26 protein-coding genes are annotated in these 25,775 nt (G+C 55.1%); 14 read left to right on the top strand and 12 right to left on the bottom strand.

Going from position 1 to position 25,775, the window contains the following annotated elements:
- Window positions 1-9: 9 nt before the first annotated feature.
- Complete coding sequence (gene ligB, locus K5R89_RS15095; protein WP_217220510.1) at window positions 10-1,689, top strand: NAD-dependent DNA ligase LigB; 1,680 nt, start codon at window positions 10-12, stop codon at window positions 1,687-1,689.
- 5 nt (window positions 1,690-1,694) lie between these two features.
- Here the strand turns inward: ligB and K5R89_RS15090 are convergent, their stop codons facing one another.
- Complete coding sequence (locus K5R89_RS15090) at window positions 1,695-2,312, bottom strand: trimeric intracellular cation channel family protein (protein ID WP_002922654.1); 618 nt, start codon at window positions 2,310-2,312, stop codon at window positions 1,695-1,697.
- Window positions 2,313-2,587: 275 nt separating this feature from the next.
- Here K5R89_RS15090 and K5R89_RS15085 point away from each other — a divergent pair, with 275 nt between their 5' ends.
- On the top strand, window positions 2,588-3,838 hold the full coding sequence (locus K5R89_RS15085; RefSeq protein WP_217220513.1) for a chloride channel protein: 1,251 nt from the start codon (window positions 2,588-2,590) through the stop codon (window positions 3,836-3,838).
- Between the two features lie 58 nt (window positions 3,839-3,896).
- Here K5R89_RS15085 and K5R89_RS15080 read toward each other — a convergent pair whose 3' ends face one another.
- Window positions 3,897-4,760 (bottom strand): YicC/YloC family endoribonuclease, encoded by an 864-nt coding sequence (locus tag K5R89_RS15080; protein WP_002922636.1) that lies wholly within the window; start codon window positions 4,758-4,760, stop codon window positions 3,897-3,899.
- 622 nt (window positions 4,761-5,382) lie between these two features.
- On the opposite strand from K5R89_RS15080, the gene K5R89_RS15075 reads away from it, so the two are divergent.
- The 6 genes from K5R89_RS15075 to pyrE all read left to right on the top strand — a co-directional run bounded on the left by K5R89_RS15075 (window position 5,383) and on the right by pyrE (window position 11,694).
- Window positions 5,383-7,083 carry a lysophospholipid acyltransferase family protein gene (locus tag K5R89_RS15075; RefSeq protein WP_110237994.1) on the top strand — a complete coding sequence of 567 codons (1,701 nt, stop codon included), beginning with the start codon at window positions 5,383-5,385 and terminating at the stop codon, window positions 7,081-7,083.
- 89 nt (window positions 7,084-7,172) lie between these two features.
- On the top strand, window positions 7,173-8,138 hold the full coding sequence (locus K5R89_RS15070) for an HlyD family secretion protein (protein WP_276097429.1): 966 nt from the start codon (window positions 7,173-7,175) through the stop codon (window positions 8,136-8,138).
- Window positions 8,131-9,048 (top strand): ABC transporter ATP-binding protein, encoded by a 918-nt coding sequence (locus K5R89_RS15065; RefSeq protein ID WP_101997453.1) that lies wholly within the window; start codon window positions 8,131-8,133, stop codon window positions 9,046-9,048. Before K5R89_RS15070 ends, K5R89_RS15065 begins: the two co-directional genes overlap by 8 nt.
- Window positions 9,035-10,174 (top strand): ABC transporter permease, encoded by a 1,140-nt coding sequence (locus K5R89_RS15060; RefSeq protein ID WP_048335572.1) that lies wholly within the window; start codon window positions 9,035-9,037, stop codon window positions 10,172-10,174. Before K5R89_RS15065 ends, K5R89_RS15060 begins: the two co-directional genes overlap by 14 nt.
- Before the next feature lie 96 nt (window positions 10,175-10,270).
- Window positions 10,271-10,987 carry a ribonuclease PH gene (rph, locus tag K5R89_RS15055; RefSeq protein WP_004205074.1) on the top strand — a complete coding sequence of 239 codons (717 nt, stop codon included), beginning with the start codon at window positions 10,271-10,273 and terminating at the stop codon, window positions 10,985-10,987.
- Window positions 10,988-11,052: 65 nt separating this feature from the next.
- Window positions 11,053-11,694 (top strand): orotate phosphoribosyltransferase, encoded by a 642-nt coding sequence (gene pyrE, locus K5R89_RS15050; protein WP_004205073.1) that lies wholly within the window; start codon window positions 11,053-11,055, stop codon window positions 11,692-11,694.
- A 45-nt stretch (window positions 11,695-11,739) separates the two neighbouring features.
- On the opposite strand, the gene slmA is transcribed toward pyrE, so the two are convergent.
- From slmA to coaBC, 3 genes are all read right to left on the bottom strand, one after another.
- The gene (slmA, locus tag K5R89_RS15045; protein WP_050533485.1) at window positions 11,740-12,336 is read right to left on the bottom strand and encodes a nucleoid occlusion factor SlmA; all 597 of its coding nucleotides are present in this window, start codon (window positions 12,334-12,336) and stop codon (window positions 11,740-11,742) included.
- 124 nt (window positions 12,337-12,460) lie between these two features.
- On the bottom strand, window positions 12,461-12,919 hold the full coding sequence (gene dut / locus K5R89_RS15040; RefSeq protein WP_004145270.1) for a dUTP diphosphatase: 459 nt from the start codon (window positions 12,917-12,919) through the stop codon (window positions 12,461-12,463).
- Window positions 12,897-14,111, bottom strand: coding sequence for a bifunctional phosphopantothenoylcysteine decarboxylase/phosphopantothenate--cysteine ligase CoaBC (coaBC, locus tag K5R89_RS15035; protein WP_050533623.1), 1,215 nt, complete (start codon window positions 14,109-14,111; stop codon window positions 12,897-12,899). The genes dut and coaBC overlap by 23 nt, the downstream gene beginning before the upstream one ends.
- A gap of 172 nt (window positions 14,112-14,283) precedes the next feature.
- Between coaBC and radC the strand changes: the two genes are divergently transcribed.
- The 4 genes from radC (at window position 14,284) to mutM (ending at window position 16,535) form a co-directional block, all read left to right on the top strand.
- Window positions 14,284-14,949 carry a DNA repair protein RadC gene (gene radC / locus K5R89_RS15030; protein WP_017900054.1) on the top strand — a complete coding sequence of 222 codons (666 nt, stop codon included), beginning with the start codon at window positions 14,284-14,286 and terminating at the stop codon, window positions 14,947-14,949.
- A 216-nt stretch (window positions 14,950-15,165) separates the two neighbouring features.
- Window positions 15,166-15,402, top strand: coding sequence for a 50S ribosomal protein L28 (rpmB, locus tag K5R89_RS15025; protein ID WP_000091955.1), 237 nt, complete (start codon window positions 15,166-15,168; stop codon window positions 15,400-15,402).
- Between the two features lie 20 nt (window positions 15,403-15,422).
- Window positions 15,423-15,590, top strand: coding sequence for a 50S ribosomal protein L33 (gene rpmG / locus K5R89_RS15020; protein WP_002922510.1), 168 nt, complete (start codon window positions 15,423-15,425; stop codon window positions 15,588-15,590).
- 135 nt (window positions 15,591-15,725) lie between these two features.
- Window positions 15,726-16,535, top strand: coding sequence for a bifunctional DNA-formamidopyrimidine glycosylase/DNA-(apurinic or apyrimidinic site) lyase (gene mutM, locus K5R89_RS15015; protein WP_032454367.1), 810 nt, complete (start codon window positions 15,726-15,728; stop codon window positions 16,533-16,535).
- Window positions 16,536-16,658: 123 nt separating this feature from the next.
- Here the strand turns inward: mutM and coaD are convergent, their stop codons facing one another.
- From coaD to rfaQ, 7 genes are all read right to left on the bottom strand, one after another.
- On the bottom strand, window positions 16,659-17,138 hold the full coding sequence (gene coaD / locus K5R89_RS15010; protein WP_004205067.1) for a pantetheine-phosphate adenylyltransferase: 480 nt from the start codon (window positions 17,136-17,138) through the stop codon (window positions 16,659-16,661).
- Window positions 17,135-17,911 (bottom strand): glycosyltransferase family 2 protein, encoded by a 777-nt coding sequence (locus K5R89_RS15005; RefSeq protein ID WP_032454366.1) that lies wholly within the window; start codon window positions 17,909-17,911, stop codon window positions 17,135-17,137. Before K5R89_RS15005 ends, coaD begins: the two co-directional genes overlap by 4 nt.
- Window positions 17,911-19,185 carry a lipid IV(A) 3-deoxy-D-manno-octulosonic acid transferase gene (gene waaA / locus K5R89_RS15000; RefSeq protein ID WP_004205065.1) on the bottom strand — a complete coding sequence of 425 codons (1,275 nt, stop codon included), beginning with the start codon at window positions 19,183-19,185 and terminating at the stop codon, window positions 17,911-17,913. Before waaA ends, K5R89_RS15005 begins: the two co-directional genes overlap by 1 nt.
- A 91-nt stretch (window positions 19,186-19,276) precedes the next feature.
- Window positions 19,277-20,266: a glycosyltransferase gene (locus K5R89_RS14995; protein ID WP_217220516.1), complete on the bottom strand. Its 990-nt coding sequence runs from the start codon at window positions 20,264-20,266 to the stop codon at window positions 19,277-19,279.
- A 29-nt stretch (window positions 20,267-20,295) separates the two neighbouring features.
- Window positions 20,296-21,390, bottom strand: coding sequence for a glycosyltransferase (locus K5R89_RS14990; RefSeq protein ID WP_217220519.1), 1,095 nt, complete (start codon window positions 21,388-21,390; stop codon window positions 20,296-20,298).
- 2 nt (window positions 21,391-21,392) lie between these two features.
- On the bottom strand, window positions 21,393-22,520 hold the full coding sequence (locus K5R89_RS14985; protein WP_023291363.1) for a glycosyltransferase family 4 protein: 1,128 nt from the start codon (window positions 22,518-22,520) through the stop codon (window positions 21,393-21,395).
- Window positions 22,517-23,593: a putative lipopolysaccharide heptosyltransferase III gene (gene rfaQ, locus K5R89_RS14980; RefSeq protein WP_217220521.1), complete on the bottom strand. Its 1,077-nt coding sequence runs from the start codon at window positions 23,591-23,593 to the stop codon at window positions 22,517-22,519. Before rfaQ ends, K5R89_RS14985 begins: the two co-directional genes overlap by 4 nt.
- A 111-nt stretch (window positions 23,594-23,704) precedes the next feature.
- Between rfaQ and K5R89_RS14975 the strand changes: the two genes are divergently transcribed.
- Window positions 23,705-24,667: a polysaccharide deacetylase family protein gene (locus K5R89_RS14975; protein WP_023291361.1), complete on the top strand. Its 963-nt coding sequence runs from the start codon at window positions 23,705-23,707 to the stop codon at window positions 24,665-24,667.
- Window positions 24,668-24,685: 18 nt separating this feature from the next.
- Complete coding sequence (locus K5R89_RS14970; RefSeq protein WP_171005042.1) at window positions 24,686-25,765, top strand: glycosyltransferase family 9 protein; 1,080 nt, start codon at window positions 24,686-24,688, stop codon at window positions 25,763-25,765.
- Window positions 25,766-25,775 lie beyond the last annotated feature (10 nt).

Raw genomic sequence — 25,775 nt, 5'->3', positions numbered from 1 at the left:
GGGACAGCAATGCGTAAAGGAGGAGGGTGGCTGGCGATAGGGATGTTCTCCGCCAGCGCGCTGGCGTCGTGTCCGGACTGGCCGCCGGCCAAAGGCAGACAGGAGATCGCACGTCTACATCAGCAGATTGACGCCTGGAACGAGGCTTACTGGCGACAGGGCGCCAGCGAGGTGAGCGATGACGTTTACGACCAGCTCACCCTGCGCCTGGCGCAGTGGCGGCAATGCTTTCCGGGCGCGACGCCGGAGGATGACGATCTGCCTCCGCTGACCGGCGATACGCGTCATCCGGTCGCCCATACCGGCGTGCGCAAGCTGGCGGATGAGGCCAGCGTGGCCCGCTGGATGAAAAATAAAGCCGACCTGTGGGTACAGCCTAAAGTGGACGGCGTGGCGGTCACCCTGGTCTATCGCCAGGGGCATCTGGTTCAGGCTATCAGCCGCGGGGATGGCCTGCGCGGTGAGTTGTGGACCGCCCGAGCGCGGCAGATCCCGGCGCTGGCGAAGCTGACGACCGGCGAATTGGCCAACAGCGTGCTGCAGGGGGAGCTATTTCTGCGTCGGGAGGGGCATATTCAGGAGCAGGCTGGCGGAATGAACGCGCGGGCGAAAGTCGCCGGGTTGATGATGCGGGCTGACGCGGCGGCGCCGCCGCTCAGCCAGCTGGACGTTTTTATCTGGGCCTGGCCAGACGGTCCCTCGGATATGCGCCGTCGACAGCAGCTGCTGGCGCAGGCGGGGTTTGGCTACAGCGGACAATACACCCATTCGGTAACGCGCGTTGAGCAGGTGGCGGAGTGGCGCCAGCGCTGGTATCGCTCGCCGCTCCCCTTCGTCAGCGATGGCGTGATTGTGCGTGAAGGACGCGAACCTTCGGGGCGCGTCTGGTCACCGGGAAGGGGCGAGTGGCTGGCAGCCTGGAAATATCCTCCGGCATCGCGGGTGATGGGGGTACGGGCGATCCATTTCAGTACTGGCCGCAGCGGCAGACTCAACGTAGTGGCTGAGCTTGAGCCCCAGCGGCTGGATGACAAACGCGTGCAGCGGGTTAACGTTGGCTCTGTGAGCCGCTGGCAGGCGCTGGATATCGGGGTTGGCGATCAGCTGCAGATCAGTCTGGCAGGCCAGGGTATTCCACGGATCGACGCTGTTGTCTGGCGGACGGTCGAGCGCCATAAACCGACGCCGCCGACGGCGAAATTCAATGCGCTAACCTGCTATTTCGCCACCCCCGAGTGCAGCGAACAGTTTCTTTCCCGGCTGGTCTGGTTGTCATCAAAGTCGGCGCTGGATATCGATGGCGTAGGGGAAAGCGTATGGCGCGTTATTCAGCAGCAGCACCCGATGGAGCATCTTTTTTCCTGGCTGGCGCTCACGCCGGAGCAGCTGCAGGCGATGCCGGGGATCTCGGCTGCCCGCGGGCAGCACCTCTGGCATCAGTTTGATCTTATTCGTAAACGGCCTTTTATACGCTGGGTGCTGGCGATGGGGATCCCGGTGCCCCAGGGGGCGCTGGCGCAGCCTGGCAGTGAAAACTGGCGCCTCCTCACGGCAAAGAGTGAAGCGCAATGGCGCACGCTGCCGGGCGTGGGGGCGATCAGAGCCCGACAGTTAGTGGCTTTCCTGCATGACCCTGACGTGGCGGCGCTGGCGCAATGGCTTAGCAGGCAGCGCATCCCCGGGTTTTGAGGCGGTTAGTGGGCGTCGTGGGTGTAGTGGAAGACCGGTAGCCCGAGCTTCCAGCGCAGCGCCAGCATGCGGGCGGTAAAGCCGAACAGCAGCGTGGCCAGGACCACCACATCGTGGCTGCTGACGTAGTGTTGCAGCGCTATATAGAGTACCGCTGCGGCAAACGAGATCCCGGCATACAGCTCTTTCTGGAAGACCAGCGGAATGCGCTTGCAGAACATATCGCGCAGTACGCCGCCGAAAACGCCGGTGATGACCGCAGCAATAGAGGCGATAACCGGGCCTTCGCCCATATCCAGGGCGATCTGCGCGCCGATGATGGAAAACACGATCAGCCCCAGCGCATCCAGCACCAGGAAAAGCCGGCGAAGGTGCGGCATTACCGGGGCGGCAATTGTGGTAAGGACGGCGGCGACGGCGACAATGATGACGTATTCCGGATGCTTCACCCAGCCGAGAGGATAGTGTCCCAGCAGGATATCGCGAACAGAACCCCCGCCCAGCGCGGTCGCGGTGGCGATAATAATGACGCCAAACGTGTCCATCCGCCGACGACCGGCAGCCAGCGCTCCGGTCATGGCTTCCGCGGTGATACCGATTAGATACAGAACATGAAGCAGCATAGATCCCCCCAGACAGTGGCCGGCAGGTTAACGATTTGTGCGCAGGATCACGATTGATATTTTCTAAAGTGAAGTCGTTAGGCCAGGAAAAAGTAATGACAACATGGCTTAAATTGGCTTTATTTGGCGGTTAAGTATTATTTTTTGAATTTTTACAGATTAGAAAAAGTAATGTCTTATTCCCGATCGGTTATCTATATTGAAAACGCTATGAATACCTAATGTTTAAGTCCCGACCTTTATCCTTTTATTTTCTTTCTCGAGGAGATGAGAAAATGCGTGTCGCCGCCGGGAACAAACATTCTCTGACTCGCCTGATGGCCGTGGCATTAACCGGGATTCTGGCCGGTCTCTCCGGTATGGCGCTGGCGCTGATTTTACATGCCATTCAGCACCTGGCTTTTGGCTACAGTCCAGCGCATATCGTCGGTTCGGTATCATTTTTACAGGGCGTCACGGCGTCGCCCTGGCCACGTCGCATCGCGGCAATCGTGGCCGGCGGCATCGTCGCCGGATTTGGCTGGTGGCTGCTTGGTCGCTATGGGCAGAAGCGGGTTTCCATTGCCGCGGCGGTGGCTAACCCTTCCGTCCCCATGCCCGCGGGCACCACGACGATCCACGCTCTGCTGCAGATCGTCACCGTAGCGCTGGGGTCCCCGCTTGGCCGCGAAGTGGCTCCTCGGGAAATGGGCGCGCTGGGAGCGGGGATGGTGGCGCGTAAGCTGCGCCTGCTGGAGGATGAAACCCGTACGCTGATTGCCTGTGGGGCGGGCGCGGGCCTGGCGGCGGTGTATAACGTCCCGCTGGCAGGGGCGTTGTTCACCCTCGAGGTCATGCTGCTGTCGTTTAGCTGGGAAAAAACGCTGGCGGCGATAATGACCTCGGCGATTGCCGCCTGGACGGCCACCCTCGGGTTAGGGGATGAATCGCAATACCATTTTGTTTCCAGCGCGCTTCCGCACACCTTTCTCTGGTGGGCGATTCTGGCGGGCCCGATTCTTGGCGCCGGCGCCTGGCTCTTTCGCAAAGCGACCAGCGCAGCGCGTTCACGCGTGCGAAGTAACTGGCAGATGCCGGTGTTCTGTCTGCTGGCGTTTTCGCTTCTGGCCGTCCTTAGCCTCTGGTTCCCTGCGCTACCGGGCAATGGCAAGGGGCCGATGCAGTTGGCGCTCAGCGACGGGCTGCCTCACTCCATGGTCGCGATCCTGTTAGGGCTGAAGCTGGTGGTGATCCTGGCGGTGTTGCGCGGCGGCGCGGAAGGCGGGTTGTTAACCCCGGGGCTGGCGGTGGGCGGGCTGGCCAGCCTGCTGCTCTGCGCGCTCTGGCAATCAGGGTTCCCTGGCGGAGATGAAAGCAGTTTCGCCCTGGTGGGGGCAGCCGCTTTTCTCGCCGCCTCCATGCAGATGCCGCTGACGGCGGTGGTGCTGGTGATGGAGTTCACCCACATGGATCACAGCTATCTGGCCCCGACGCTGCTGTGCGCGGCAGGGGCGTTTTTGACCTGCCGGGTACTGGATAAAAAATAGTGCTTTTGAAATGAATGAAAAAAGGCCGGTAAACCGGCCTTCAGAAAGGTATCTGAGATTACTCGATATTCTGGATCTGCTCGCGCATTTGCTCGATCAGCACTTTCAGCTCAATCGCAGAGTTGGTGACCTCGGCATTGATCGATTTTGACGCCAGGGTGTTCGACTCACGGTTGAACTCCTGCATCATAAAGTCGAGACGGCGACCCACAGCCTCTTTCTTTTTCAGAATGTTGTAGGTCTCTTTTACGTGGGCTTCGAGGCGGTCCAGCTCTTCGGCAACGTCGATACGCTGCGCCATCAGCACCAGCTCTTGCTCGAGACGGTTATTCTCCAGCTGCACTTCCGCATCTTCCAGCTTGGCGACCAGACGCTCGCGCTGCCACTGGAGAATTTCCGGCATATGGGCGCGAACTTTCGCCACTTCGCCGCTCACGCCTTCAAGACGCTGCTCGATAAGCGCTTTCAGCGCCTGGCCTTCCGTTTCGCGAGCGACGATGAAGTCATCCAGCGCGCCGTCAAGGGCTGCCAGAATGTCGGCGGCGATGGCGTCAAGATCCTGTTCTTTGGCGGCCATCACGCCCGGCCAGCGCAGGATATCAACCGGATTGATTTCCCCTTCATCGCTCTGCATTTTTACCCAGTTGGCAGCGTTAACCAGCTGTTTAGCCAGCTTTTCGTTGAGAATCAGTTCGCCCTGAGCGCTGGGGTCTTGTTCAAAACGCAGGGTGCATTCGACTTTACCGCGAGTCAGGCGGGCGCGAATGCGCTCGCGTACCACGGGCTCCAGGCTACGGAACTGCTCCGGCAGGCGGAAGTACGTTTCCAGATAGCGCTGGTTTACCGAGCGCAGCTCCCATGCGGCGCTACCCCAGTCACCCTTGATTTCACGGCGGGCATAGGCGGTCATACTGCGGATCATAGACGTTCCTGTTTTCGTAATAATGAATGCAAGGATTATAGCTATGCCAGCGGTGACTTAACAGGAATAGTGATGAAATACTTCAAGACTGATTTTTTAAGGGACATAGCTTCGGTGTATTTAATGCGATTACTTTGCTTAGTGAAATCTATCCTTTTATAGCGGATAGGAAATAAGCTTTGATTCTTTCGCGGCTTAAGCATCATTATGCTGTTAATTTTTATCAAATGAATTCTGTCTATTCGCAGTAAAGCTATCTCTCCCTGCTTTCAGGCAGAATAAAAAAGAGTGAAAAACCGTAGGCCTATTTTTATTATTGAATGTGAGTATGATCATCCACATGTTTTTGTATCGTCTTAAAGCTATATCGTTGTATTTTTTACAAAGTATAACCGCCAAAAATGTTATGGGGTATTACCTTTAACTATTATGTATGTTTTTTCTGAATTCAATATGACAAAAGTATTAATATCTCTGTTGGGTGCATTCTCTTCATGAATATAATCAATTTAATTATATTTATTTGTTTTGTAATGGCAATGATTTAACTTTATGTAGTATTGTCCGGCAGCAAGATCGCGAGTATAGTCATTTTAGATGAGTTCTATAAAAGGATTTTAATATGGACACTATCTTTGATAAAGTCATTAGAGAATTTTTCCCAAATACAAATATACCCTTTTGGAAAAAATGGCTTTTCAGGTCCGCTTTCGGCAATAAGAAATTTACTCGTATAATATATAACGATCGGTTAGTTAATCAAAGTGGAGTCGAATGGGTTAATTCGGTCGTCGATCTCCTTGAATTGCAATGTGCAACCGAACAGCATCAATTTAATAACATACCCGAAAATGGGGCAGCGGTTGTTATTTCAAATCATCCAACAGTCATCGATGGTCTTGCTTTAATACATACGGTCTCCCGGGTGAGGAAAGATATAAAAATAATTGCCAACCACATTTTGCCAATTATATTTCCACAGGTGGCAGAACTGACCATTGGTATTGAAAATATGGCCGGTAAGATGAGCCATAAAAAATTTAGAGAGATGAACAATCATCTGCGAGAGGGAGGCGTATTAATTATATGTCCAGCGGGTAAACTGGCTAACTGGTCTCTTTCAGGTTTACAGGAGCATAAGTGGAACCCCGGTTTTTTACAGCTGGCGATGAGAAATAATGCGGCGCTGGTGCCTATTCATATTACGGGTAAAAACAGTAACGTTTATTATCTTACTGCAACGATCTGGCGGCAACTGTCAAATATAATGGTTATTCGTGAAGCTCTCCGCCATCGTGGAAAGACCATGGGAATCAATATCGGACAGCAAATAACCTTATCTTCATTGCAAAAATACAATGAAGATCTTTCTGCAGCAGCTAATGTATGTTTGATGCACCTCCAGAGCATAGGGAAGAATGGAGCAGCTCTTGTCGATACGATTTCGCCACAAGGACTAAAAGAAGATAGAGAGGATTTAATAAGTGCGATAGATGAGTGCGAAATATTAAGACAGTTTGATGATGGAAGAAAATTATTGATTTATCGCTGTAATACTGGCCGTTTCTCACCAATTATTGATGAGTTAGGACGCTTACGCGAACGCTGTTATCGCGATATTGGTTCAGGGTCCGGTAAAGATAGAGATAATGATATTTTTGATGAAAGTTATTATCACATTATATTGTGGGATCCTGCTGAAACAGAAATTCTGGGGGCGTACCGTCTCGTTCCTGTTGGCGAGCAACTCGCCCGCCATGGAATAGCTGGCCTCTATAGTAATAGCTTATTTAAATATCATGATAGCGCCTATTTGTGCTTAGAGCAGTGTGTAGAAATAGGTCGTGGCTTTATCCAGAAACCTTATCAAAAAGGTAATGTTCTTGATTATTTATGGCAAGGTATATTCGATTTTATAAAAAGATACCCCAACTATAAATATTTATTAGGTGTGTTGACTATCCCAGGATCTTTTCCTGAAGAGGTACAGAAACTGATTGTGAGTTTTTATAATATGTACTTTCCCACCACGACTGATTTTTGTACACCAATAGCCCTGTTCACGGTAGAAACTACACAAAGCGATAGTCCTTTTAGCGGAAACGATTTTAGCGAAGACTGGAGTATGTTAAATCATCTTCTGAGAGAAAAAGGTTATAAGCTGCCCTGGCCTTTTAAACAGACTGCTAAATGGTTCTCACCAGGTGGATCGTCGATTATTTCATTTACTAAAGATGAGGCTTTTAACTCGATAGCTGGGTTAAATCTGAGCGCTATTGATAAATTGAATGAAGTATACGTTAAACATTATTTAAAAGACTGAGTTGACGATGACTAACGGGTACTGGAGTAATAATGCTTTAATCCAGCCGTCAGTAATAAGGGAAATGATATGCGTATGGATACGTTTTAATGCAAAAGTCAGTAACTAAATGCTTTGTCATGATTTCGATGCTAGTACTCTCGGGATGTGATAACAAACCGGATAACATGCTATCCGGTTATTCACATGGTGAATTTGTATACCTTTCTTATTCTGGTAATGAAAAAATAGAACGAATCTTCATTAATAAGGGCGATAATGTCATTCCAGGACAGGAGTTAGTGAAGATTGACTCCTTCGATGCACAAAATATTTTCCTGCGTGCTGAAGAAAAACTTTCAGCTGAGAGCGCAGTGTTACGAAATCTGAAATCGGGAGAGCGGCCAGAAGAGCTGGATATTATACGGTCACAGCTAAAAAAAGCCCAATCGGCAGAATCACAGGTAAAGCGGCAGCTTGGGCGATATCGTCATCTTTATGCCAACCATGCCATATCGCGGGCGGAATGGGAGGATATCAGGGATGAGTTAACGCAAAAAGGCGCACAGGTTGAAGAGTTAATTAATCAACTCAAGGCACGGCAACTACCGGCCCGTCAGGATGAAATTAGCCAACAGCTCTCGATGGTGGCCGCGGCAAAACTCGAACGTGATAAAGCGCTTCGGGATGTTCAGCAAACGACGATTGTATCTCCAATAAATGCCAAAGTTTTTGATATTATATATCGTGTTGGGGAGCGTCCTTCAGCCGGCAGACCAATAATCAGTCTGTTACCACCTGAGAATATAAAAGTACGCTTCTTTATACCCGAGGCGATGCTTGGTAAATTTAATATCGGGACGAAGGTAAGACTTTTATGCGACGGTTGTGCAGAACCTATTCCTGGCGTTATTAATTATATCAGTCCTGAAGCAGAGTTTACGCCCCCGGTTATTTACAGTACGAAACGCCGTGAAAAACTTATTTTTATGGCCGAGGCGATCCCTATCCTGGAGCAGGCTGAACGGATGAAAATCGGCCAGCCGTTTGATGTGGAGATTATTGGCAATGAATAATCTTTGTATTGATGTGAAAAATCTCAATAAACATTTTGGCGAACATCATGTCGTAAAGGATTTCTCATTACAGGTGGCAAAAGGCGAGATTTATGGTTTTCTTGGTCCGAACGGTAGCGGAAAAACGACATCGATACGGATGATGTGCGGTTTGATTACGCCCGATTCAGGTGAAGGTTTTTGTCTGGGTATGGACATCTTCACTCAGCGGGAAAAAATAAAACAAAAGATAGGCTACATGACTCAGTATTTCTCGATGTGGGGAAATTTAACTATTCGGGAAAACTTATTTTTTATTGCACGATTATATGGCCTCGACCAGCGTAAGGCCCGGGTTGAGGATGCGCTTACAGAATTAGGTCTTACTTCCCGACAGCACCAGCTGGCTAAGGAACTTTCTGGCGGCTGGAAGCAAAGAATGGCCCTCGCCGCCTGCATGTTGCATGAACCTGTTTTGCTGTTTCTGGATGAACCGACCGCTGGCGTGGATCCAAAAGCGCGACGGGAGTTCTGGCAAATGCTGCATCAGCTCTCTGACAAAGGGATCTCAATACTGGTGAGTACGCATTATATGGACGAGGCTGAGCGCTGCCATAAAGTTGCTTACCTCTCTTATGGCCGGCTACTGGCGAATGGCACTATTGCATCGATTATCGCTTCGCAGAATCTTATTACCGTGAGAACCAGCGGCGCTGGGCTGACGGTGCTTGAAAGGCAGCTCCAGCGCTTGCCGGATATTGAACAAACGGTCATTTTTGGCAATCAGCTTTATGTTACTTCCAGAGATGAAGCGAAGTTAGCATCCGCGCTATTTGCTTTTAAACAACAGGGTTATGAGTTCTGCCAGGTCGATACCAATCTGGAAGACGCATTTACCTATCTGATGAAAAACAATTGTGAAAAAAATTAAATTAAACTTCTCTCTAACCCGCTGGTTCGGTGTGGTTATTAAGGAGATCCACGAATTACGTCGTGATAAAGTCAGTATCAGCATGGTACTCCTTACCCCTATTTTTCAGCTGATCATTCTTGGCTATGCGATAAATATGGACCCGCATCATCTTCCTACCGCATTACTGAATTACGATAGCGAACGCATGAGTCAGGTTTTTGTGACAGGAGCGCAAAATACCGGATATTTTTCGATGATACCTGTCGATTCTGAAGAGGCAGCTCAGAAAGCATTTGTTCGAGGTGATGTCACTTTTATCGTAACGATCCCCGAGGGGTTTACGCGCAAGATGCTGCGTGGAGAAAAACCTCAGCTGCTCATTCAGGGGGATGCTATCGATCCGATGACCACGGGAAATGCGTTAAGTGCTCTGGTGCAGGTTGCGAAATCGATGTTTCAGCAAGACTTGCCGGGTGAAATGCGTGTAGAGCAAAAAGAGGATGATTTTGAGCTTATTATCCATCGCATGTTTAACCCGGAGGGGATCACCCAGTTTAATACGATTCCCGGTATTATGGGGTCGATACTCAGTACAACCTTGATCCTGATGACCGCTCTGTCGATTACTCGTGAGAGAGAAAACGGTGCGTTAGAAAATTTACTGGTTTCTCCTTTGACCGGGCTTGAGGTCATTGTTGGTAAGATAACACCTTTTGTTATCATTGGCCTGTTTCAGGCGACGTTAATTCTGATTGCCGCCGTTCTGTTATTCGATATTCCTCTTCATGGCAGCGTTTTCCTGCTTTTTTTAGTGTTGTTAATTTATGTCTTCCTCTGCCTGTCAATCGGCATTGGTATTTCTGGCATAGCGCAAAACCAACTGCAGGCGCTGCAAATGTCGTCATTTTATTTTATCCCTTCCATTATGCTGTCTGGCTTTATCAGTCCTTTTATTAGTATGCCCGACTGGGCGAAAGCCATTGGCTCCTGTTTGCCGCTGACCTACTTCATCCGGTTGGTAAAGGGCATTATGCTGAAAGGGTATTCTGCGACGGCATTATTACCCGATCTGTTGCCGCTGATTGGCCTGGCGGTGATAGTGATCGGCGTAGGGTTGAAATCTTATCGGAAAACGCTGGACTGACATTATGTGCGCGCCCGGCAGGTGTTGGCATAGGCTTTTCGCCATGAAATTCGTATAATGCGGCCTTACATTCGTTTCAAGCCGGAGATTTCTATCATGCGTCCAGCAGGTCGTAGCGCCAACCAGGTGCGCCCCGTTACCCTGACCCGTAATTACACAAAACACGCTGAAGGCTCTGTGCTGGTTGAATTCGGTGATACCAAAGTGCTGTGCACCGCCTCCATTGACGAAGGCGTACCGCGTTTCCTGAAAGGACAGGGACAGGGGTGGATCACCGCTGAATATGGCATGCTGCCGCGTTCAACGCACACGCGTAACGCGCGTGAAGCGGCAAAAGGCAAACAGGGCGGCCGGACGATGGAAATTCAGCGCCTGATCGCTCGTGCGCTGCGCGCGGCGGTTGATCTGAAAGCGCTGGGCGAGTTTACCATCACCCTCGACTGCGATGTGCTGCAGGCCGACGGCGGCACCCGCACCGCGTCTATTACCGGTGCCTGCGTGGCGCTGGCCGACGCGCTGAATAAGCTGGTGGCGGCCGGCAAGCTGAAAACTAACCCGATGAAAGGGATGGTGGCGGCGGTCTCTGTTGGGATCGTTAATGGCGAAGCCATCTGCGATCTGGAGTACATCGAAGACTCTGCCGCGGAAACCGATATGAACGTGGTGATGACCGAAGATGGTCGCATCATCGAGGTGCAGGGTACGGCAGAAGGCGAGCCGTTCACCCATGAAGAGCTCCTCACTCTCCTGGCGTTAGCCCGAGGGGGGATCGAATCCATTATTACGACGCAGAAGGCGGCGTTAGTAGATTAGTTTTTAAGGCGACTGAGAAGTCGCCTTTTTTTTGACCGTAAAAAAGTAAGATGAGGAGCGAATCCATGAAGCCGTATCAGCGCCAGTTTATTGAGTTTGCGCTTAGCAAGCAGGTTCTTAAGTTTGGCGAGTTCACGCTGAAATCCGGGCGTAAGAGCCCCTATTTCTTTAACGCCGGCCTGTTTAACACCGGGCGCGATCTGGCTCTGCTGGGCCGTTTTTATGCCGAGGCGCTGGTGGATTCCGGGATTGAGTTCGACCTGCTGTTTGGCCCGGCCTACAAAGGGATCCCGATTGCCACCACCACCGCGGTGGCGTTAGCCGAACACCATGACCGCGACCTGCCTTACTGCTTTAACCGTAAAGAGGCAAAGACTCACGGCGAAGGCGGCAATCTGGTCGGTAGCCCACTGCAGGGCCGGGTCATGCTGGTGGATGATGTGATCACCGCCGGTACGGCGATTCGCGAATCCATGGAGATCATCCAGGCCAACGGCGCGCAGCTGGCGGGTGTGCTGATCTCCCTGGATCGTCAGGAGCGCGGCCGCGGCGAAATCTCCGCCATTCAGGAAGTGGAGCGGGATTACGGCTGCCAGGTTATCTCGATCGTCACCTTGAAAGAGCTGATCGCTTACCTGGAAGAGAAACCGGAGATGGCGGAACACCTGGCGGCAGTTCGCGCTTATCGCGAAGCCTACGGCGTGTAACGAAAAAGCCCGGTAAGCAGAGCGCTACCGGGCAATGCAAAAAAACTACTGCAGCTGTGCGGCGACCAGCGGCCAGCGGGCGTCGAAATCATCCGTCGGACGGTATTTGAACTCGCTGCGCACAAAGCGCGACAGCATGCCCTCGCAGAAGGCCAGCAGCTGGCTGGCCAGCAGCGTTTCGTCGAGACTATAGCCTTCGCCTTCGCGCATTTTTTTCTCGCGCATCACCTGACGCAGCTGCACTTCGATGCGTTCAAAAAGCTGGTTGATACGGCCCTGCAGCCGATCCTGTTCGAACATCAGCGCGTGTCCGGTGAGGATGCGCGTCAGCCCAGGATTACGCTCGCCAAACCCAAGAATCAACAGAACAATCAGGCGCAGGCGCGCGGATGTGTCCTTCTCATCTTTCAGAATCAAATTGATGCGCGTAATCAGACTGTCTTCAATGAACTCGATCAGGCTGTCAAACATGCGGGTTTTGCTGGGAAAATGGCGATACAGCGCGGCTTCAGAAACGCCGACGGAAGCCGCCAGTTTCGCGGTGGTAATACGTTGGCTACCATCGCTGGATTCCAGCATTAGCGCCAGAGATTGAAGTATTTCTTCGCGACGATTCCGTTTCGCAGTTTGCTTTTCTGCCATGTTTTAAAATACCCCTGAAAATAAGCACTTGTCAGGCAGACATCCACAACGCGACCGCAAACCAGAGTTTGCGGTGATGTTATTGCATTATGCGCGTTGGGATGCAGATTCCGTGTTGCTGGGCTTATTTACGCCCTGAGTGACCGAAGCCGCCTTCGCCGCGGTCGGTGGCATCGAAAGATTCCACCAGGTTAAATTCCGCCTGCACGACCGGCACAAAGACCATCTGCGCGATACGTTCGCCCGGCTCGATAATAAAGCTCTGCTGACCGCGGTTCCAGACGGACACCATCAGTTGCCCCTGGTAATCGGAGTCGATAAGGCCCACCAGGTTGCCCAGCACCACGCCGTGCTTATGACCCAGGCCCGAGCGCGGCAGGATCACCGCCGCCAGAGAGGGATCGGCGATATGAATCGCAAGGCCGGTCGGCAACAGCGTGGTTGCGCCCGGCGCCAGCTCTACGGCGTCGTCGAGACAGGCTCGCAGGTCAAGTCCGGCGGAGCCGGAGGTGGCATAGGTCGGCAGCGGAAATTGCTGGCCGACACGCGGGTCCAGAATCTTAACGTCGATTTTTTTCATCATAACGGGTCACGATCTCGTCGAGTAATAATTGGCCCAGGAGTTCCTTGCGCTCAAGTGGTAAGCGCTTTTCCCCATCCTGCCAGAAAAGGTGTAATGCGTTGCTATCGCTGTTAAATCCCTGATTAGGCTGGGAAACATCGTTGGCGCAAATCAGGTCGAGGTTTTTGCGGGCACGTTTTTGCCGCGCATATTCTTCCACATTATTCGTTTCGGCGGCAAACCCAACGACGTAGGGGCGATGCGATTTTAGCGCTGCAACCCCGGCGACGATATCCGGGTTTTTAACCATTTTTATTGTTAATTCATCACCTTGTTTTTTTATTTTATCTTCGGCGATGGCGGCGGCGCGGTAATCCGCCACCGCGGCGCAGCCAATAAAAATGTGCTGCTGCTGAGCGCTGGCCTGGACGGCCGCTTCCATTTCCAGCGCGGTAGTGACATCAATGCGCTGCACAAAGGGCGGTGTCGGTAGCGATACCGGTCCGCTGACCAGGGTCACGTTCGCGCCGCGCTGTGCGGCGGCGGCGGCAATCGCGAAGCCCATCTTACCGGAGCTGTGGTTTGAGATGTAACGTACCGGATCCAACGGCTCACGGGTCGGGCCCGCGGTAATCATGAGGTTGAGATGTTGCAAATCTTTGACAGGGGAGGCGAAATGCTGTGCGACCATCTCCACGATGGTTAACGGATCGAGCATTCGCCCCGGGCCGACGTCGCCGCAGGCCTGGCTACCGCTGTCCGGTCCCCACAGCAGCAGGCCGCGGGATGCGAGCGTCTGCAGATTATGCTGGGTGGCCTGCGCGCGATACATCTGCTGGTTCATGGCGGGCAAGAGGGCAACCGGGGAAGGGGTGGCGAGACAGATCGTCGACACCAAATCATTGGCCATGCCTGCCGCCACGCGGGCGATCAAATCGGCGGTCGCCGGGGCGAGGATCACCAGGTCGGCCCATTTTCCGAGCTCAATATGGCCCATGGCCGCTTCCGCCGCCGGATCGAGCAGGCTGTCGGAAACCGGATAGCCGGATACCGCCTGCAGGCTGAGTGGGGTGATGAACGCTTTTGCCGCCTCCGTCATTGCGACACGCACTTCCGCGCCGCGTTCACGTAGTCGCCGTACCAGTTCCGGGGTTTTATACGCCGCGATACCGCCGCTGACGCCCAGGACGATTTTTTTACCCGCCAGAGTCATCATGATGTATTCCTGTTGCCGTAGACCAGAATCCGCGCATCTTATCACAATCCTGCCGCCGTCGTGCCTCTGACGGGCATTCACTTTGCGAGCGGCTACGCAGGGTGAAAAGCGGCGGGTCGGCAGCGTCGTCAGGTTGTGCCAGGATAGGCTGATTCACGCAGGAGGGCGCATGGACGGAACGGAAAATCTGATGCCACGGGAGAAGATGCTGCAATTCGGCATCGAGGCGCTGACGGACGTTGAGCTACTGGCGCTGTTTCTGCGCATTGGCACACGCCGTCAGGATGTGCTGAGCTACGCCCAGGCGTTATTGCAGCGTTTTGGTTCGCTCTACGCTCTGCTTTCCGCTGATAAAGCGCAACTGGTTGCCGTTGACGGGCTGGGGCTGGCGAAATATGCGCAACTGAAGGGAATTGCCGAGTTGGCGCGGCGCTATTTTAGCTCGCAGCTGGTTGAGGAGGCCGCGCTGGTCACCCCCTCGATGACGCGGGAATTTTTGCAAAGCCAGCTGACGGAAGAGGAGCGCGAGATCTTTATGGTGATCTTTTTAGATAATCAGAACCGCGTGTTGAAACATAGCCGCCTTTTTTCTGGTACTCTTAGCCACGTTGAGGTGCATCCGCGAGAAATTGTACGCGAAGCCATCAAAGTGAACGCCGCCGCCGTGATCCTTGCGCATAATCATCCCTCCGGTAGTCCGGAGCCGAGTCAGGCTGACAGGCTGATTACCGAAAGGGTGGTAAAGTGTTGTCGATTCATGGAGATACGCGTGCTTGACCATCTGGTTATCGGCCGCGGTGCGTATGTATCTTTTGCCGAACGTGGCTGGATTTAGCCCCGAACTGGCGATCCTTCGGGATCTTTGTCTGTTCGGGACTTGAGCACATCGCCGAGTCAGCGTATACTACGCCACCTTTGAGAATCTCGGGTTTGGCATTTGGGCCTGGCAGTCGAGAGTTCACATTGAACTGCGATGACCAGGCTGTAAAGCCTGACGAGGCGCCAATACCCCATACGAAGCTCGAGCTAATTTGATTTTTGGAGAATAGACATGTCCCGAGTCTGCCAAGTTACTGGCAAGCGTCCGGTGACCGGTAACAACCGTTCCCACGCACTGAACGCGACTAAACGCCGTTTCCTGCCGAACCTGCACTCTCACCGTTTCTGGGTTGAGAGCGAGAAGCGTTTTGTCACCCTGCGCGTATCTGCTAAAGGTATGCGTGTAATCGATAAGAAAGGCATCGATACAGTTCTGGCTGAACTGCGTGCCCGTGGCGAAAAGTACTAAGTACTTAGAGGAAATAAATCATGGCTAAAGGTATTCGTGAGAAAATCAAGCTGGTTTCTTCCGCTGGTACTGGTCACTTCTACACCACCACGAAGAACAAACGTACCAAACCGGAAAAAATGGAACTGAAAAAGTACGATCCGGTTGTACGTCAGCACGTTATCTACAAAGAAGCTAAAATCAAATAATTTTAGCCTCCTTGTATAAAAACCCCGCTCCGGCGGGGTTTTTTGTTTTTAAAACTCCCCCATATTGCTTTCACACACTCCCTTTTCAGCCACCTGTCCGTGAAGCACAATACGCCGGGTTAATGGAGGAAAATCATGCCTGAATTACCAGAGGTTGAAACCAGCCGCCGCGGCATTGAGCCGCACCTGGTTGGCGCAACCATTCTGCACGCCGTCGTGCGCAACGGACGGCTGCGCTGGCCGGTTTCTGAAGAGATTTATCGCCTGAGCGACGTTCCGGTGCTCAGCGTGCGTCGTCGCGCCAAATACCTGCTTCTGGAACTCCCGAACGGCTGGATCATTGTCCATCTCGGGATGTCGGGAAGCCTGCGCATCCTGAGCGAAGAGCTGCCTGCGGAAAAACACGATCACGTTGATCTGGTTATGAGTAACGGTAAAGTCCTGCGCTATACCGATCCGCGCCGCTTTGGCGCCTGGCTGTGGACCAAAGAGCTGGAAGGCCACCCGGTGCTGGCGCATCTGGGGCCGGAGCCGCTGAGCGACGCCTTCAACGCCGATTATCTCCAGCAGAAATGCGCGAAGAAGAAAACCGCGATCAAACCCTGGCTGATGGATAACAAGCTGGTGGTGGGCGTCGGCAATATCTACGCCAGTGAATCGCTGTTCTCCGCCGGGATCCACCCTGACAGGCTGGCGTCCTCACTGTCGCGGGACGAGTGCGAGCAGCTGGTGAAGGTGATTAAGCTGGTCCTGCTGCGTTCGATAGAGCAGGGCGGCACCACGCTGAAGGACTTCCTGCAAAGCGATGGCAAGCCCGGCTATTTTGCCCAGGAGCTACAGGTCTATGGCCGCAAGGGCGAACCCTGCCGGATCTGCGGCACGCCGGTTGTCGGGACCAAGCATGCCCAGCGGGCGACCTTTTATTGCCGCCAGTGTCAGAAATAGTCACCGGAACAGGAATGATTGTCGGCCAGGTCAGCGGACCTGCGGGTGCGCATCTGGTGGGCCGGGGACGTTTGTAGGCCAGGTGAGCGCAGCGCCAGCCTGGCACATGCCCCAGCAGATGCGTTACTTCAGCTTATTCAACAGCGCCTGGTGGACGTTGGCTGGCAGGAAGTGAGAGACATCGCCCTGGTGGCGCGCGACTTCTTTGACCAGCGAAGAGGAGATAAACGACCACTCTTTGCACGGCATCAGGAACACGCTCTCAAGGGTGGGCATCAAATGGCGGTTCATATGGGCCAGCTGCATCTCATATTCGAAATCCGCCACCGCCCGCAGGCCGCGGATCAGGATATTGGCCTGCTGCGCGCGCGCGAAGCTGGCCATCAGGTCGCTGAAGCCGACCACCTGAACATTCACCAGGTGGGCCGTCGCCTGCTCCGCCAGCGCAATACGTTCATCAAGGCTGAACATCGGCTTTTTACTCGGGCTGGCGGCGATAGCCAGCACCACTTTATCGAACATACTCGCCGCGCGGGTGACGATATCGATATGGCCATTGGTGATGGGATCGAAGGTACCCGGATAGATCGCTTTTGTGCTCATGATGACTCTTTCTCCGAGTAGCCGTGGCTCAGCGCCCACAGCTCGGTATATTTCGTAAACGTATACTGCGCGTTGACCATCGCCAGTAACCAGCCCTGCTTACCGTCCAGCACCCCACCGCGCAGCAGCAGCGTTTTCAGGAACGCGCCCAGCGTGTGGCTGAATATCCCCGCCATCGAGGTCTTCTTGCCCTTCTGGTGGCGTTCTAGCGCCCATGCGGCGGCATACGCCAGCTGTTTTTGCTGAAAGCCAGCGAAGTCGCGGCACGTCAGATGCAGGAGATCGCCGGTCAACGGAATGACCTCGGCGCCCAGGCTATCCAGCGATTCATGGACCAGATTATCGTTATAGCGGTAACGGGCGCGTTCGTACAGGCGCAGGACGCGATCGGGGTACCAACCGCTGTGGCGCATAAAGCGTCCGAGAAAATAGTTACGGCGGGCGATGCTGTAGATGGCGCCGCGCTGCGGGGCTGCCAGTACCGTAAGAATAGCCTGCCTGAGTTCCGGCGTGACGCGCTCATCGGTATCGATCATCAACACCCAGTCGCCGGTGGCGTAGTCCTGCGCGCGCTGGCGCTGAATGCCATAGCCTCGCCAGTCGGTATGGGTATAGACCTGCGCCCCGAGGCGGCGAGCCAGCTCGACGGTGCCGTCGGTACTGCCGGAGTCGAGGACGATAATTTCATCCGCCCAGCTAACGGAGTCCAGACAATCCGGCAGCAGGTCCGCTGCGTTTTTGGCGATCATCACCACGGAAAGCCGGTTCGACATTAATGACTCCGCTGCGGCAGGTAAGGTTGCAGTAACTGTAGCAGACGCGACAGCGCGCCCTGGTTCTGGTGCAGCACTTCCACCGCGTGACGGCCATACCACAGGCGGTAGTCTTCATCGGTCAGCAGCGTGGAAACCTCTTTGACCAGCGAGTTAGCGTCGGTGACGGTGATCAGGCCATCGTCCTGCTGCAGCTTGGCGCAGATATCTTTGAAATTGAAGGTATGCGGCCCCATCAGCACCGGAATGGCGTGCGCCGCCGGCTCGAGCGGGTTATGGCCGCCGCGCTCCACCAGGCTGCCGCCGACGAAAGCGAGGTCGGCAATGCCGTAGAGCAGCATCAGTTCGCCCATGGTATCGCCAATGACCACCTGGGTACTGGAGGAGGGGATCTCGCCGGTGCTGCGCAGAGTGAAGCTCATTCCGGCTTTTTGCACCATGTCGCGGGCGTCAGGGAAGCGCTCCGGATGGCGAGGAACAAGGATCAGCAGCAGGTTCGGAAAGGTCTCCAGCAGCTTTTTATGCGCCTGGAGGATAATTTGCTCTTCGCCATCGTGGGTGCTGGTGGCAATCCAGACTTTGCGGTGCGGCGCCCATTGCCGGCGCAGCGTCACCGCGCGGGCCGCCAGCTCTGGCGTGACGGAGATATCGAATTTCAGGCTGCCGGTGACCGCCAGCTGGTTGCGCTTCAGTCCCAGCGCGAGGAAGCGGTTGCCATCTTCTTCATTCTGCGCGGCGATAAGCGTAATACGGCTCAACAGGCGGCGCATAAAGCCGCCCAGTTTGGCATAGCCTTTGGCGGAACGTTCGGACAGGCGCGCGTTGGCAATCACCAGCGGGATCTTACGCTTATGCAGCGCGGCTACCATATTCGGCCACAGTTCGGTCTCCATGACGATCACCAGCTTCGGCTGAACGGTGTCCAGGAAGCGGTTCATGGCGCCGGGCAGATCGTAGGGCAGATAGACGTGATGGACATCTTTGCCGAAGGCCGACATGGCGCGCTCGGAGCCGGTCGGCGTCATGGTGGTGACGGTGATCGGCAGAGAAGGGTAGCGGTGGCGCAGGGCGCGAACCAGCGGGATGGCGGCTAAGGTCTCGCCGACGGAAACGGAGTGCAGCAGAATGCCATCCGGCTCTACCTTGTTCTGACAGAAGCCATAGCGTTCCGCCCAGCGTTTACGGTAGGCAGGAGCCTTACGACTGCGCAGCAGCAGCCGCAGCCACACCAGCGGCTGAATAAGGTAAAGTAGGGTGGTATAAAGCAATTCCAAACTATTTATCCGTTCTCTGTTTTGGCGGGCAAATTCTAAGCATTTAGCCCGCGTAAAGCTATCTCTTTGGCGGAAACAGCGGGTTTTTGGTCTATCCCCCGTGGCGATAACGCTTAATACGCAGATAACGGCGTCCCAGGCGCCAGCGTAAACGGAAAGTACAGGCGTTTTTCCAGATTAACCGCCAGATACCGCGGTCGAAGAATTCTTTAATGATAACATGCTTTTTCGACTCATCTTTCATACTGTCGAAGGTGTGGATGATCCCCAGGCCTTCTTTGGCGATCTGCCAGCGACAGGCGGCGATATGGCGCACTTTGTCCGGGTAACGCTGGTTGATCGCCTCCAGCATCTCCAGAATTTTCATGTAATGGCGCGCCGAACGCATCAGCGTGTCGTCGTTGTCCGGCTTATGCGACACCGACTCAGAGTGGATGTAGTAATCATAGAATTGCTGACTGGTGTACTGCACGCGCTCCGCGGCCAGCAGCGCCTCTGTGGTCCAAGGGATATCCTGATGGCGCAGGCCGGGCTCGAAATGGAAGTGATGCTGGCGGATAAAATCGTGGCGATAGATATTGAGCCAGGTGACGTGCAGAAATTTTCGCGAATCCAGGGCCTGCTTGAGCCAGACATGGCCCGGCAGCACACCGGTCGAGGGCAAGCGATCCAGCGGAAAGATCGGGTGGCTCTCGCGGCGCTTTTCGTACACGTAGGTGCCGTTGCAGGTGGCGACATCGAGATGTGCTTTCTCCGCCATCTCCAGCAGCGTGCGATACATGCCCGGATAGAGTTTATCGTCGATGTCCGGAAACGCGAGATACTTGCCGCTGGCAACCGCCAGGCCGGTATTGCGCGCGACCGAGACGCCCTGGTTTTCCTGCTCCAGCACCTGGACGTTCTGCAGCCGATCCCGCCATTCGGCGATCACCGCCAGGCTGTTGTCCGTCGACCCATCGTTCACCAGGATCAGTTCATAGCTGTCCAGCTGCTGCTGTTCAATGCACTCAAAGAATTGCGCAAGAAATTTCTCACCGTTGTAGACGGCAGCCACGATGCTCAGTAAAGGCGTTTGACTCATAAATCTTCGATCCTGGTTAACTAACGGCGTCAGATGCGCTGCAGCTGACGGTACTGCTGACAAATGGACACGACGCTGAATTTTTCCAGCGCGGCATCGTCGATGGCCGGCGGGTTATGGTAAATGCTTTGCATCGTCTGAGCCAGCGCCGGACTGGTGAGATCCGCCAGACCGCGGGCAAGTTCGCCGGTGAGGATCTCGGTGATGCCGCCGGGGCAGCGGGTGCTGGCGACCGGGGTATGCAACAGCAGCGCCTCCACCACCACATTGCCGAATCCTTCGCTATCCGAGCTCAAAACCAGCATCCGCGCGCCTTTGATCCACGGTAAGGGGTTTTCCTGAAAACCTTTGAACCACACCCGGTCGTCAATCTGCAGCGTTTTGGCCAGCTGGCGCAGGCGCTGCTCTTGCTCCGGTTTCCCCTGGCCTAACAGCACCAGCGGCGCGTCGATGCCGCTTTGCGCGTAGGCTTCGAGCAGGCGGTCGTGGCGTTTGCCGGGATGGAAGCGGCCGACGTGAATCAGGTAGTCGCCGTCCGGGCGCTCGCTGTCGGCTTCCGCCCCGGCGCGCAGGGCGGCGATATCGAAGGGGTTATAGATGGTTTTCAGCTGCGCCGGGCGCAGGGCGAAGGCGTCCACCAGATCGCGCCCCACGGCGTCGGAAACCGCCACCACGTTGCGCCCCTGGTAAATCCGCTTAATTTTCTGCTGCTTCATCCAGCGGTCAAAGCCGGTACGGTGACCAAGATAAGAGGCCGAGAAGACGCCGTGCAGGCAGAACCAGACGTTGCGCTCGCGCAGCGCCCGGCTGCGGGCGACGATGCGGTCGGTTTTGTGCAGGTTGGAGAGCACAAGGTCAAATTGTCCCTGCTGCTCGGCCCGGATGACCGCGGCGTCCAGCTGGCGGGCGCGGCGGGACAGCTCGGTCAGCTTGCGCCACGGTTTGCGGCAGCGATCGGCCACCACCTGGTAGTCGAGCCCCTCGGGCAATGGGTACTCGCAGACGTCGCGTAGCGAAATGAGCGAGACCCGATCGCCGTCGCGCAGGAACTGCGCCGCCAGGGTGAGAACCACTTTCTCCGCGCCGCCGCCGGGCAATCCGTCAATCACAAATAAGATGCGCATCGTTATTTCACCAGATCCTGATAAAGGGAAAGCAGCTGGGTTGAGAGGCGTTCGCTGGTGCAGGCCATGATGCGCTCGCGGGCGCGGTCGCCTTCCGCGGAGCCCAGCGCGCGGGCAGGCAGGGCCATCACCGCCTGCTGTAGCGCCGGGATATCCAGGGCGTCGCAGACGTAACCGTTGTGGCCGTTGACGATAAACTCCGCCCCGCCGCAGCCGGTGGTGGTGATCACCGGCAGACCGCAGGCCATTGCCTCAAGGATGACGTTGGGGAACGGATCGTAGAGGGTCGGCAGCAGCAGGCCATCGGCCATCTGATAGAACGGCAGCGTCTCCGACTGCATGCCGAAGAAGCGCACCCGCGCTTCGCAGCCGAGACTCTTCGCCAGCGCCTGATAGCGCGGCTGATCTTTATCTTTGCCAACCACCAGCAGATAGCGATCGGTCGGGGCGATGGCGCGGATCGCCGCCGCCAGCCCTTTACGCTCAAAGCCGGAGCCGACGTAAATCAGGCAGGTCGCCTGCAGCGGCAACTGCCATTTGGCGCGTAAGGCGGCAAAGGTTTCTTCGCCCGGCGGCAGGAAACGCTGGTTATCAATGGCGTTATAGATAACGTGGATCTTGTCCGCCGGCAGGCCAAAGTCTTCGATGATCTCGCGTTTGATCATCTCGGCGTTGCAGATCACCCCGCGCAGATGCGGGTCTTCGTACATCTCCCGTTCCGCTTGCATCACATAACGGTGGTAGCGGTCGGCAAACAGCAGGCGGCTTTTCCAGGCCGGTAAAATGCGCGAGCGCTGTTGCAGCCAGCGGCGATGAACGCCGTCGCCGGCGCGGTAGAGATCGCAGCCGGGAATACGCTCATGGCTCTGCACCAGGTCGAAAGATTCGCGCTGCCAGAGCGCCCGCGCGGCGTTGGCAAACCCGCGCTCGCGGCTGATGCGCCCCCATTTGCGCGGATTACAGATATGGATCTGCCAGTCCGGTTTCACCGGCCCCTGCCATTCGCGGGTGATGACGTTCAGCTGCAGATGACTGCTGTCGAGGGCTTCCAGCGCGCGGGAGACAAACCGTTCTGCGCCGCCGTCCGGGCGGTACTTCTGCCGCACCAGAGCCAGCCTGAATTTACTCATGCCAGTACCTTTTTCGCCGCCGCGATCACGGCGTCGGTAGGAATTAAATCGAGATAACGTTCGTCGGTGTTGGTGTTGATGGCGTCCGGGTCGGGCAGCGGACCGAAGTCGCCTGCCCAGATCACCTCGCCTTTCGCCTGCCATGGACGCCAGAAGGTCAGCTTCGAGGGGCCGAACAGGGCGACCAGCGGGGTGCCGAGAGCCGCAGCCATATGCATCGGCACCGAGTCGACGCCGATAAACAGCCGGGCGTGATCGATCACCGCCGCCAGCTGGCGCAGCGTTAACTGGCCGGCTAAAGAGTGCAGCCGCGCCTGCGGGCAGCCGGCGATGATGGTCTCCACCATCTTCTTCTCTCTATCGTCGGGGCCGGAGGTGAGTACCACCGGGTACCCTTCGGCGGACAGCGCGTTGATCAGCGCGCTCATCCTGTCTTCGCGCCAGCATTTGAAGAACCAACGCGACGTTGGCTGGATGACGATGTAGTTATCCCGGAAGTCCTCCGGCAGCAGGGCGCGGCTGGTGGCCCAGTCTGCTTCGCTGTAGCCCATCCGCGCCGGGGCGTCGTTCAACTGGATACCGAGCGGAGCGAGGATAGAGAGATTCTGCTGTACCGTATGCAGCTGATTATGCTGTTGGGTAGCGGCCAGCGCGGTGTGGCAATAGCGCCAGAACGGGTGGCGACGCTTCGGAAAATCAAAGCCGATCCGCGTCGCGGCGCCGGTCAGTTTGCTGATAATCGCGCTCGGCCATTGGTCGGCAAGGTTGAGCACCATATCGTATCGCTGCTGGCGCAGCGTCTGAATGAGCTGCCATTGCATCTTCAGCTGATGCTTTTTCCCCTGCTTTTTCCAGCGGCGGTCGAGACCATAAATATGGTGGATTTCAGGGTTGGCGGCGAGCATATCCCGGGTCTCTTCATACAGCAGGACATCCACGCTGGCGGCGGGATACTGCTGTTTCAGCGCGTGAATAAGCGGGGTGATCAGCAGCATGTCGCCATGATGGCGCAGCTTAATGACCAGGATCCGCGCCGGGTTCAAGGGGCTGCGGGAGAGGGTTTCAGGCGTCATACTCTGTTCTTCATCCAGGATAAGGGTTCCGATTCTAGGGGATCAGACAGATTGAGAGAAGCGTTGTATTGCTCTACCATGACCCGATACGTATGGCCTGAGGACGTTTTCGTGCACAATCCCGCATTTCTCATCACGATTGATACAGAGGGCGATAACCTCTGGCAAAAACATGACAGCATCACCACCGAGAATGCGCGTTATCTCCCGCGTTTTCAGCAGCTTTGCGAAAAGTATGGCTTTAAACCGGTCTATTTGACCAATTATGAAATGGCCATCGACCCCTTTTATATCGAATTCGCCAGAGACGTGATTGCCCGCGGCACCGCGGAAGTCGGTATGCATCTGCATGCCTGGAACAGCCCGCCGACCGAGCCGCTGACCGCCGATGACTGGCGGCATAAGCCTTATCTCATTGAATACAGCGATGCCATGATGCGTGAGAAGGTCGACTATATGACGCGTCTGCTGGAGGACACCTTCCAGACCAAAATGGTTAGTCATCGCGCCGGGCGCTGGGCCTTTGACGAGCGCTATGCGCGTCTGCTGGTGGAGTACGGGTATCAGGTGGATTGCTCGGTGACCCCGCGGGTGAACTGGAAGACCGCAAAGGGGGCGCCGCAGGGCGATGGCGGGACCGATTATCGTCGCTTCCCGCAGCATGCCTATTTCCTCGATGAAAATGACATCAGCCGCGAGGGCCGCTCGCCGCTGCTGGAAGTGCCGATGAGCATTCAGTACAAGCACTCCGCGTGGATGAACAGCGTGAAGCAGGGCTACGACCGCCTGCGCGGCAAAGTGCGTTCCCCCTCCGTGCACTGGCTGCGTCCGATGGGCGGCAACGTGGAGACGATGAAAAAAGTCGTCGAACAAACGTTGACGCAGGGCAATGACTACGTGGAATATATGCTCCACTCTTCAGAATATATGCCCGGCGGCAGCCCCACGTTCCAGAATGAACGGGATATTGAGCGTTTATACGCTGACCTTGAAGCCTTTTTTAGCTGGCTGGCGCCGCAGGTGAAGGGCATGACGTTGGCAGAATATTACCAGCGGAAAATCACACAGCGCTAACACAGCTCAAGGTACCGTATGCGTATCCTTAAACAATTGACGCGGAAAAAGAACGCTTTTTTCCGCGGTATTAAATTTAATTTAATTAACTATCGATACAGAAATAAGCCGGCGCGCAAACCCTTCGACCCGGCCCCCGTGCGCCGCGTGCTGCTATTGCGCCTGGACGATAAAGTCGGCGATATGGTGGTGACCACCGGCTGCGCCAGAATACTGGCCGAAAGGGGATATCAGGTTTCGGTGTTAACCGGACCAATATGCTGCGAAATATTAGCCGGCTCAGAATTCATTGAGCAAGTATATTTATATCGACCACGCATGTCCTTAAATACGTTACGGGCGGCGGGTTTTGATGCGGTTATCGATTTTGATGACGTGACCAGCTATGAACGCTTTAAATTACTCGCCGATTTACGGGCGACCAGCGTGATTGGCTTTAATAAAGAGCCCTATAAACTTTACGATCATTCGATCGCTTTTTTTGACAGCAACAGCCATATTTCCCTGCGCTATCAGCAGGTGGTGAAGCTTTTTGGCGTCGTTGACGACCAGCCATACGACTATCATCTCCCCGGCTGTCGCCATGAGCGGGAGAAAGTGGCGCGCTTGCTTTCCCAGGCCGGAGAGGTCGCACTGCGCATCGCCATTAACCCTTTTACCGCCTCCGAGGATAAAGACTTCTGTCGTCATCAGGTGGCGACCCTGGTCGAGCGGCTACATGCTCTGCCTTACCGGGTCTGTATCGTGATGGTGGGTCGCAGCGAGAAAATTCAGCAGCTGGGGCTGGATATGGCGCTGTACGTCGCCGACAGCACCATCAACTCCGCCGTGGAGGTGATTCGCAGCTGTGATTTAGTCATTACGCCGGACACCTCGATCGTGCATATCGCCCGCGCTTTCGATAAACCGATGGTGGCGTTCTATAACAAACGCAAACTCAAGGATACCGGGCTGCCCGGCTATCATATCTGGGCGCCGGGCTATGACAAAGCGAGGCAGATCGTTTGTGAAGAAGCGAATGTCGCCGATGTGGCGATTGAGTCGGTATGGCCGGTGATTAAAGAGCAGGCCGACCGGCTGGTCGCCGCCCGCAGTTAATAGAAAAGTG

This window comes from Klebsiella sp. TF21-TM, from assembly GCF_019753495.1.
Classification (GTDB): domain Bacteria; phylum Pseudomonadota; class Gammaproteobacteria; order Enterobacterales; family Enterobacteriaceae; genus Klebsiella; species Klebsiella quasipneumoniae.
Note: the sequence above shows the minus strand (reverse complement) of the source record. Positions and strands in the feature narration are given on the sequence as shown.

What these genes read in the sequence shown, in the direction of transcription:
- ligB (WP_217220510.1), top strand. Translation starts at nt 10, where the DNA reads ATGCGTAAAGGAGGAGGGTGGCTGGCGATAGGGATGTTCTCCGCCAGC.
- K5R89_RS15090 (WP_002922654.1), bottom strand. Translation starts at nt 2,312, where the DNA reads ATGCTGCTTCATGTTCTGTATCTAATCGGTATCACCGCGGAAGCCATG.
- K5R89_RS15085 (WP_217220513.1), top strand. Translation starts at nt 2,588, where the DNA reads ATGCGTGTCGCCGCCGGGAACAAACATTCTCTGACTCGCCTGATGGCC.
- K5R89_RS15080 (WP_002922636.1), bottom strand. Translation starts at nt 4,760, where the DNA reads ATGATCCGCAGTATGACCGCCTATGCCCGCCGTGAAATCAAGGGTGAC.
- K5R89_RS15075 (WP_110237994.1), top strand. Translation starts at nt 5,383, where the DNA reads ATGGACACTATCTTTGATAAAGTCATTAGAGAATTTTTCCCAAATACA.
- K5R89_RS15070 (WP_276097429.1), top strand. Translation starts at nt 7,173, where the DNA reads ATGCAAAAGTCAGTAACTAAATGCTTTGTCATGATTTCGATGCTAGTA.
- K5R89_RS15065 (WP_101997453.1), top strand. Translation starts at nt 8,131, where the DNA reads ATGAATAATCTTTGTATTGATGTGAAAAATCTCAATAAACATTTTGGC.
- rph (WP_004205074.1), top strand. Translation starts at nt 10,271, where the DNA reads ATGCGTCCAGCAGGTCGTAGCGCCAACCAGGTGCGCCCCGTTACCCTG.
- pyrE (WP_004205073.1), top strand. Translation starts at nt 11,053, where the DNA reads ATGAAGCCGTATCAGCGCCAGTTTATTGAGTTTGCGCTTAGCAAGCAG.
- slmA (WP_050533485.1), bottom strand. Translation starts at nt 12,336, where the DNA reads ATGGCAGAAAAGCAAACTGCGAAACGGAATCGTCGCGAAGAAATACTT.
- dut (WP_004145270.1), bottom strand. Translation starts at nt 12,919, where the DNA reads ATGATGAAAAAAATCGACGTTAAGATTCTGGACCCGCGTGTCGGCCAG.
- coaBC (WP_050533623.1), bottom strand. Translation starts at nt 14,111, where the DNA reads ATGACTCTGGCGGGTAAAAAAATCGTCCTGGGCGTCAGCGGCGGTATC.
- radC (WP_017900054.1), top strand. Translation starts at nt 14,284, where the DNA reads ATGGACGGAACGGAAAATCTGATGCCACGGGAGAAGATGCTGCAATTC.
- rpmB (WP_000091955.1), top strand. Translation starts at nt 15,166, where the DNA reads ATGTCCCGAGTCTGCCAAGTTACTGGCAAGCGTCCGGTGACCGGTAAC.
- rpmG (WP_002922510.1), top strand. Translation starts at nt 15,423, where the DNA reads ATGGCTAAAGGTATTCGTGAGAAAATCAAGCTGGTTTCTTCCGCTGGT.
- mutM (WP_032454367.1), top strand. Translation starts at nt 15,726, where the DNA reads ATGCCTGAATTACCAGAGGTTGAAACCAGCCGCCGCGGCATTGAGCCG.
- coaD (WP_004205067.1), bottom strand. Translation starts at nt 17,138, where the DNA reads ATGAGCACAAAAGCGATCTATCCGGGTACCTTCGATCCCATCACCAAT.
- K5R89_RS15005 (WP_032454366.1), bottom strand. Translation starts at nt 17,911, where the DNA reads ATGTCGAACCGGCTTTCCGTGGTGATGATCGCCAAAAACGCAGCGGAC.
- K5R89_RS14995 (WP_217220516.1), bottom strand. Translation starts at nt 20,266, where the DNA reads ATGAGTCAAACGCCTTTACTGAGCATCGTGGCTGCCGTCTACAACGGT.
- K5R89_RS14990 (WP_217220519.1), bottom strand. Translation starts at nt 21,390, where the DNA reads ATGCGCATCTTATTTGTGATTGACGGATTGCCCGGCGGCGGCGCGGAG.
- K5R89_RS14985 (WP_023291363.1), bottom strand. Translation starts at nt 22,520, where the DNA reads ATGAGTAAATTCAGGCTGGCTCTGGTGCGGCAGAAGTACCGCCCGGAC.
- rfaQ (WP_217220521.1), bottom strand. Translation starts at nt 23,593, where the DNA reads ATGACGCCTGAAACCCTCTCCCGCAGCCCCTTGAACCCGGCGCGGATC.
- K5R89_RS14970 (WP_171005042.1), top strand. Translation starts at nt 24,686, where the DNA reads ATGCGTATCCTTAAACAATTGACGCGGAAAAAGAACGCTTTTTTCCGC.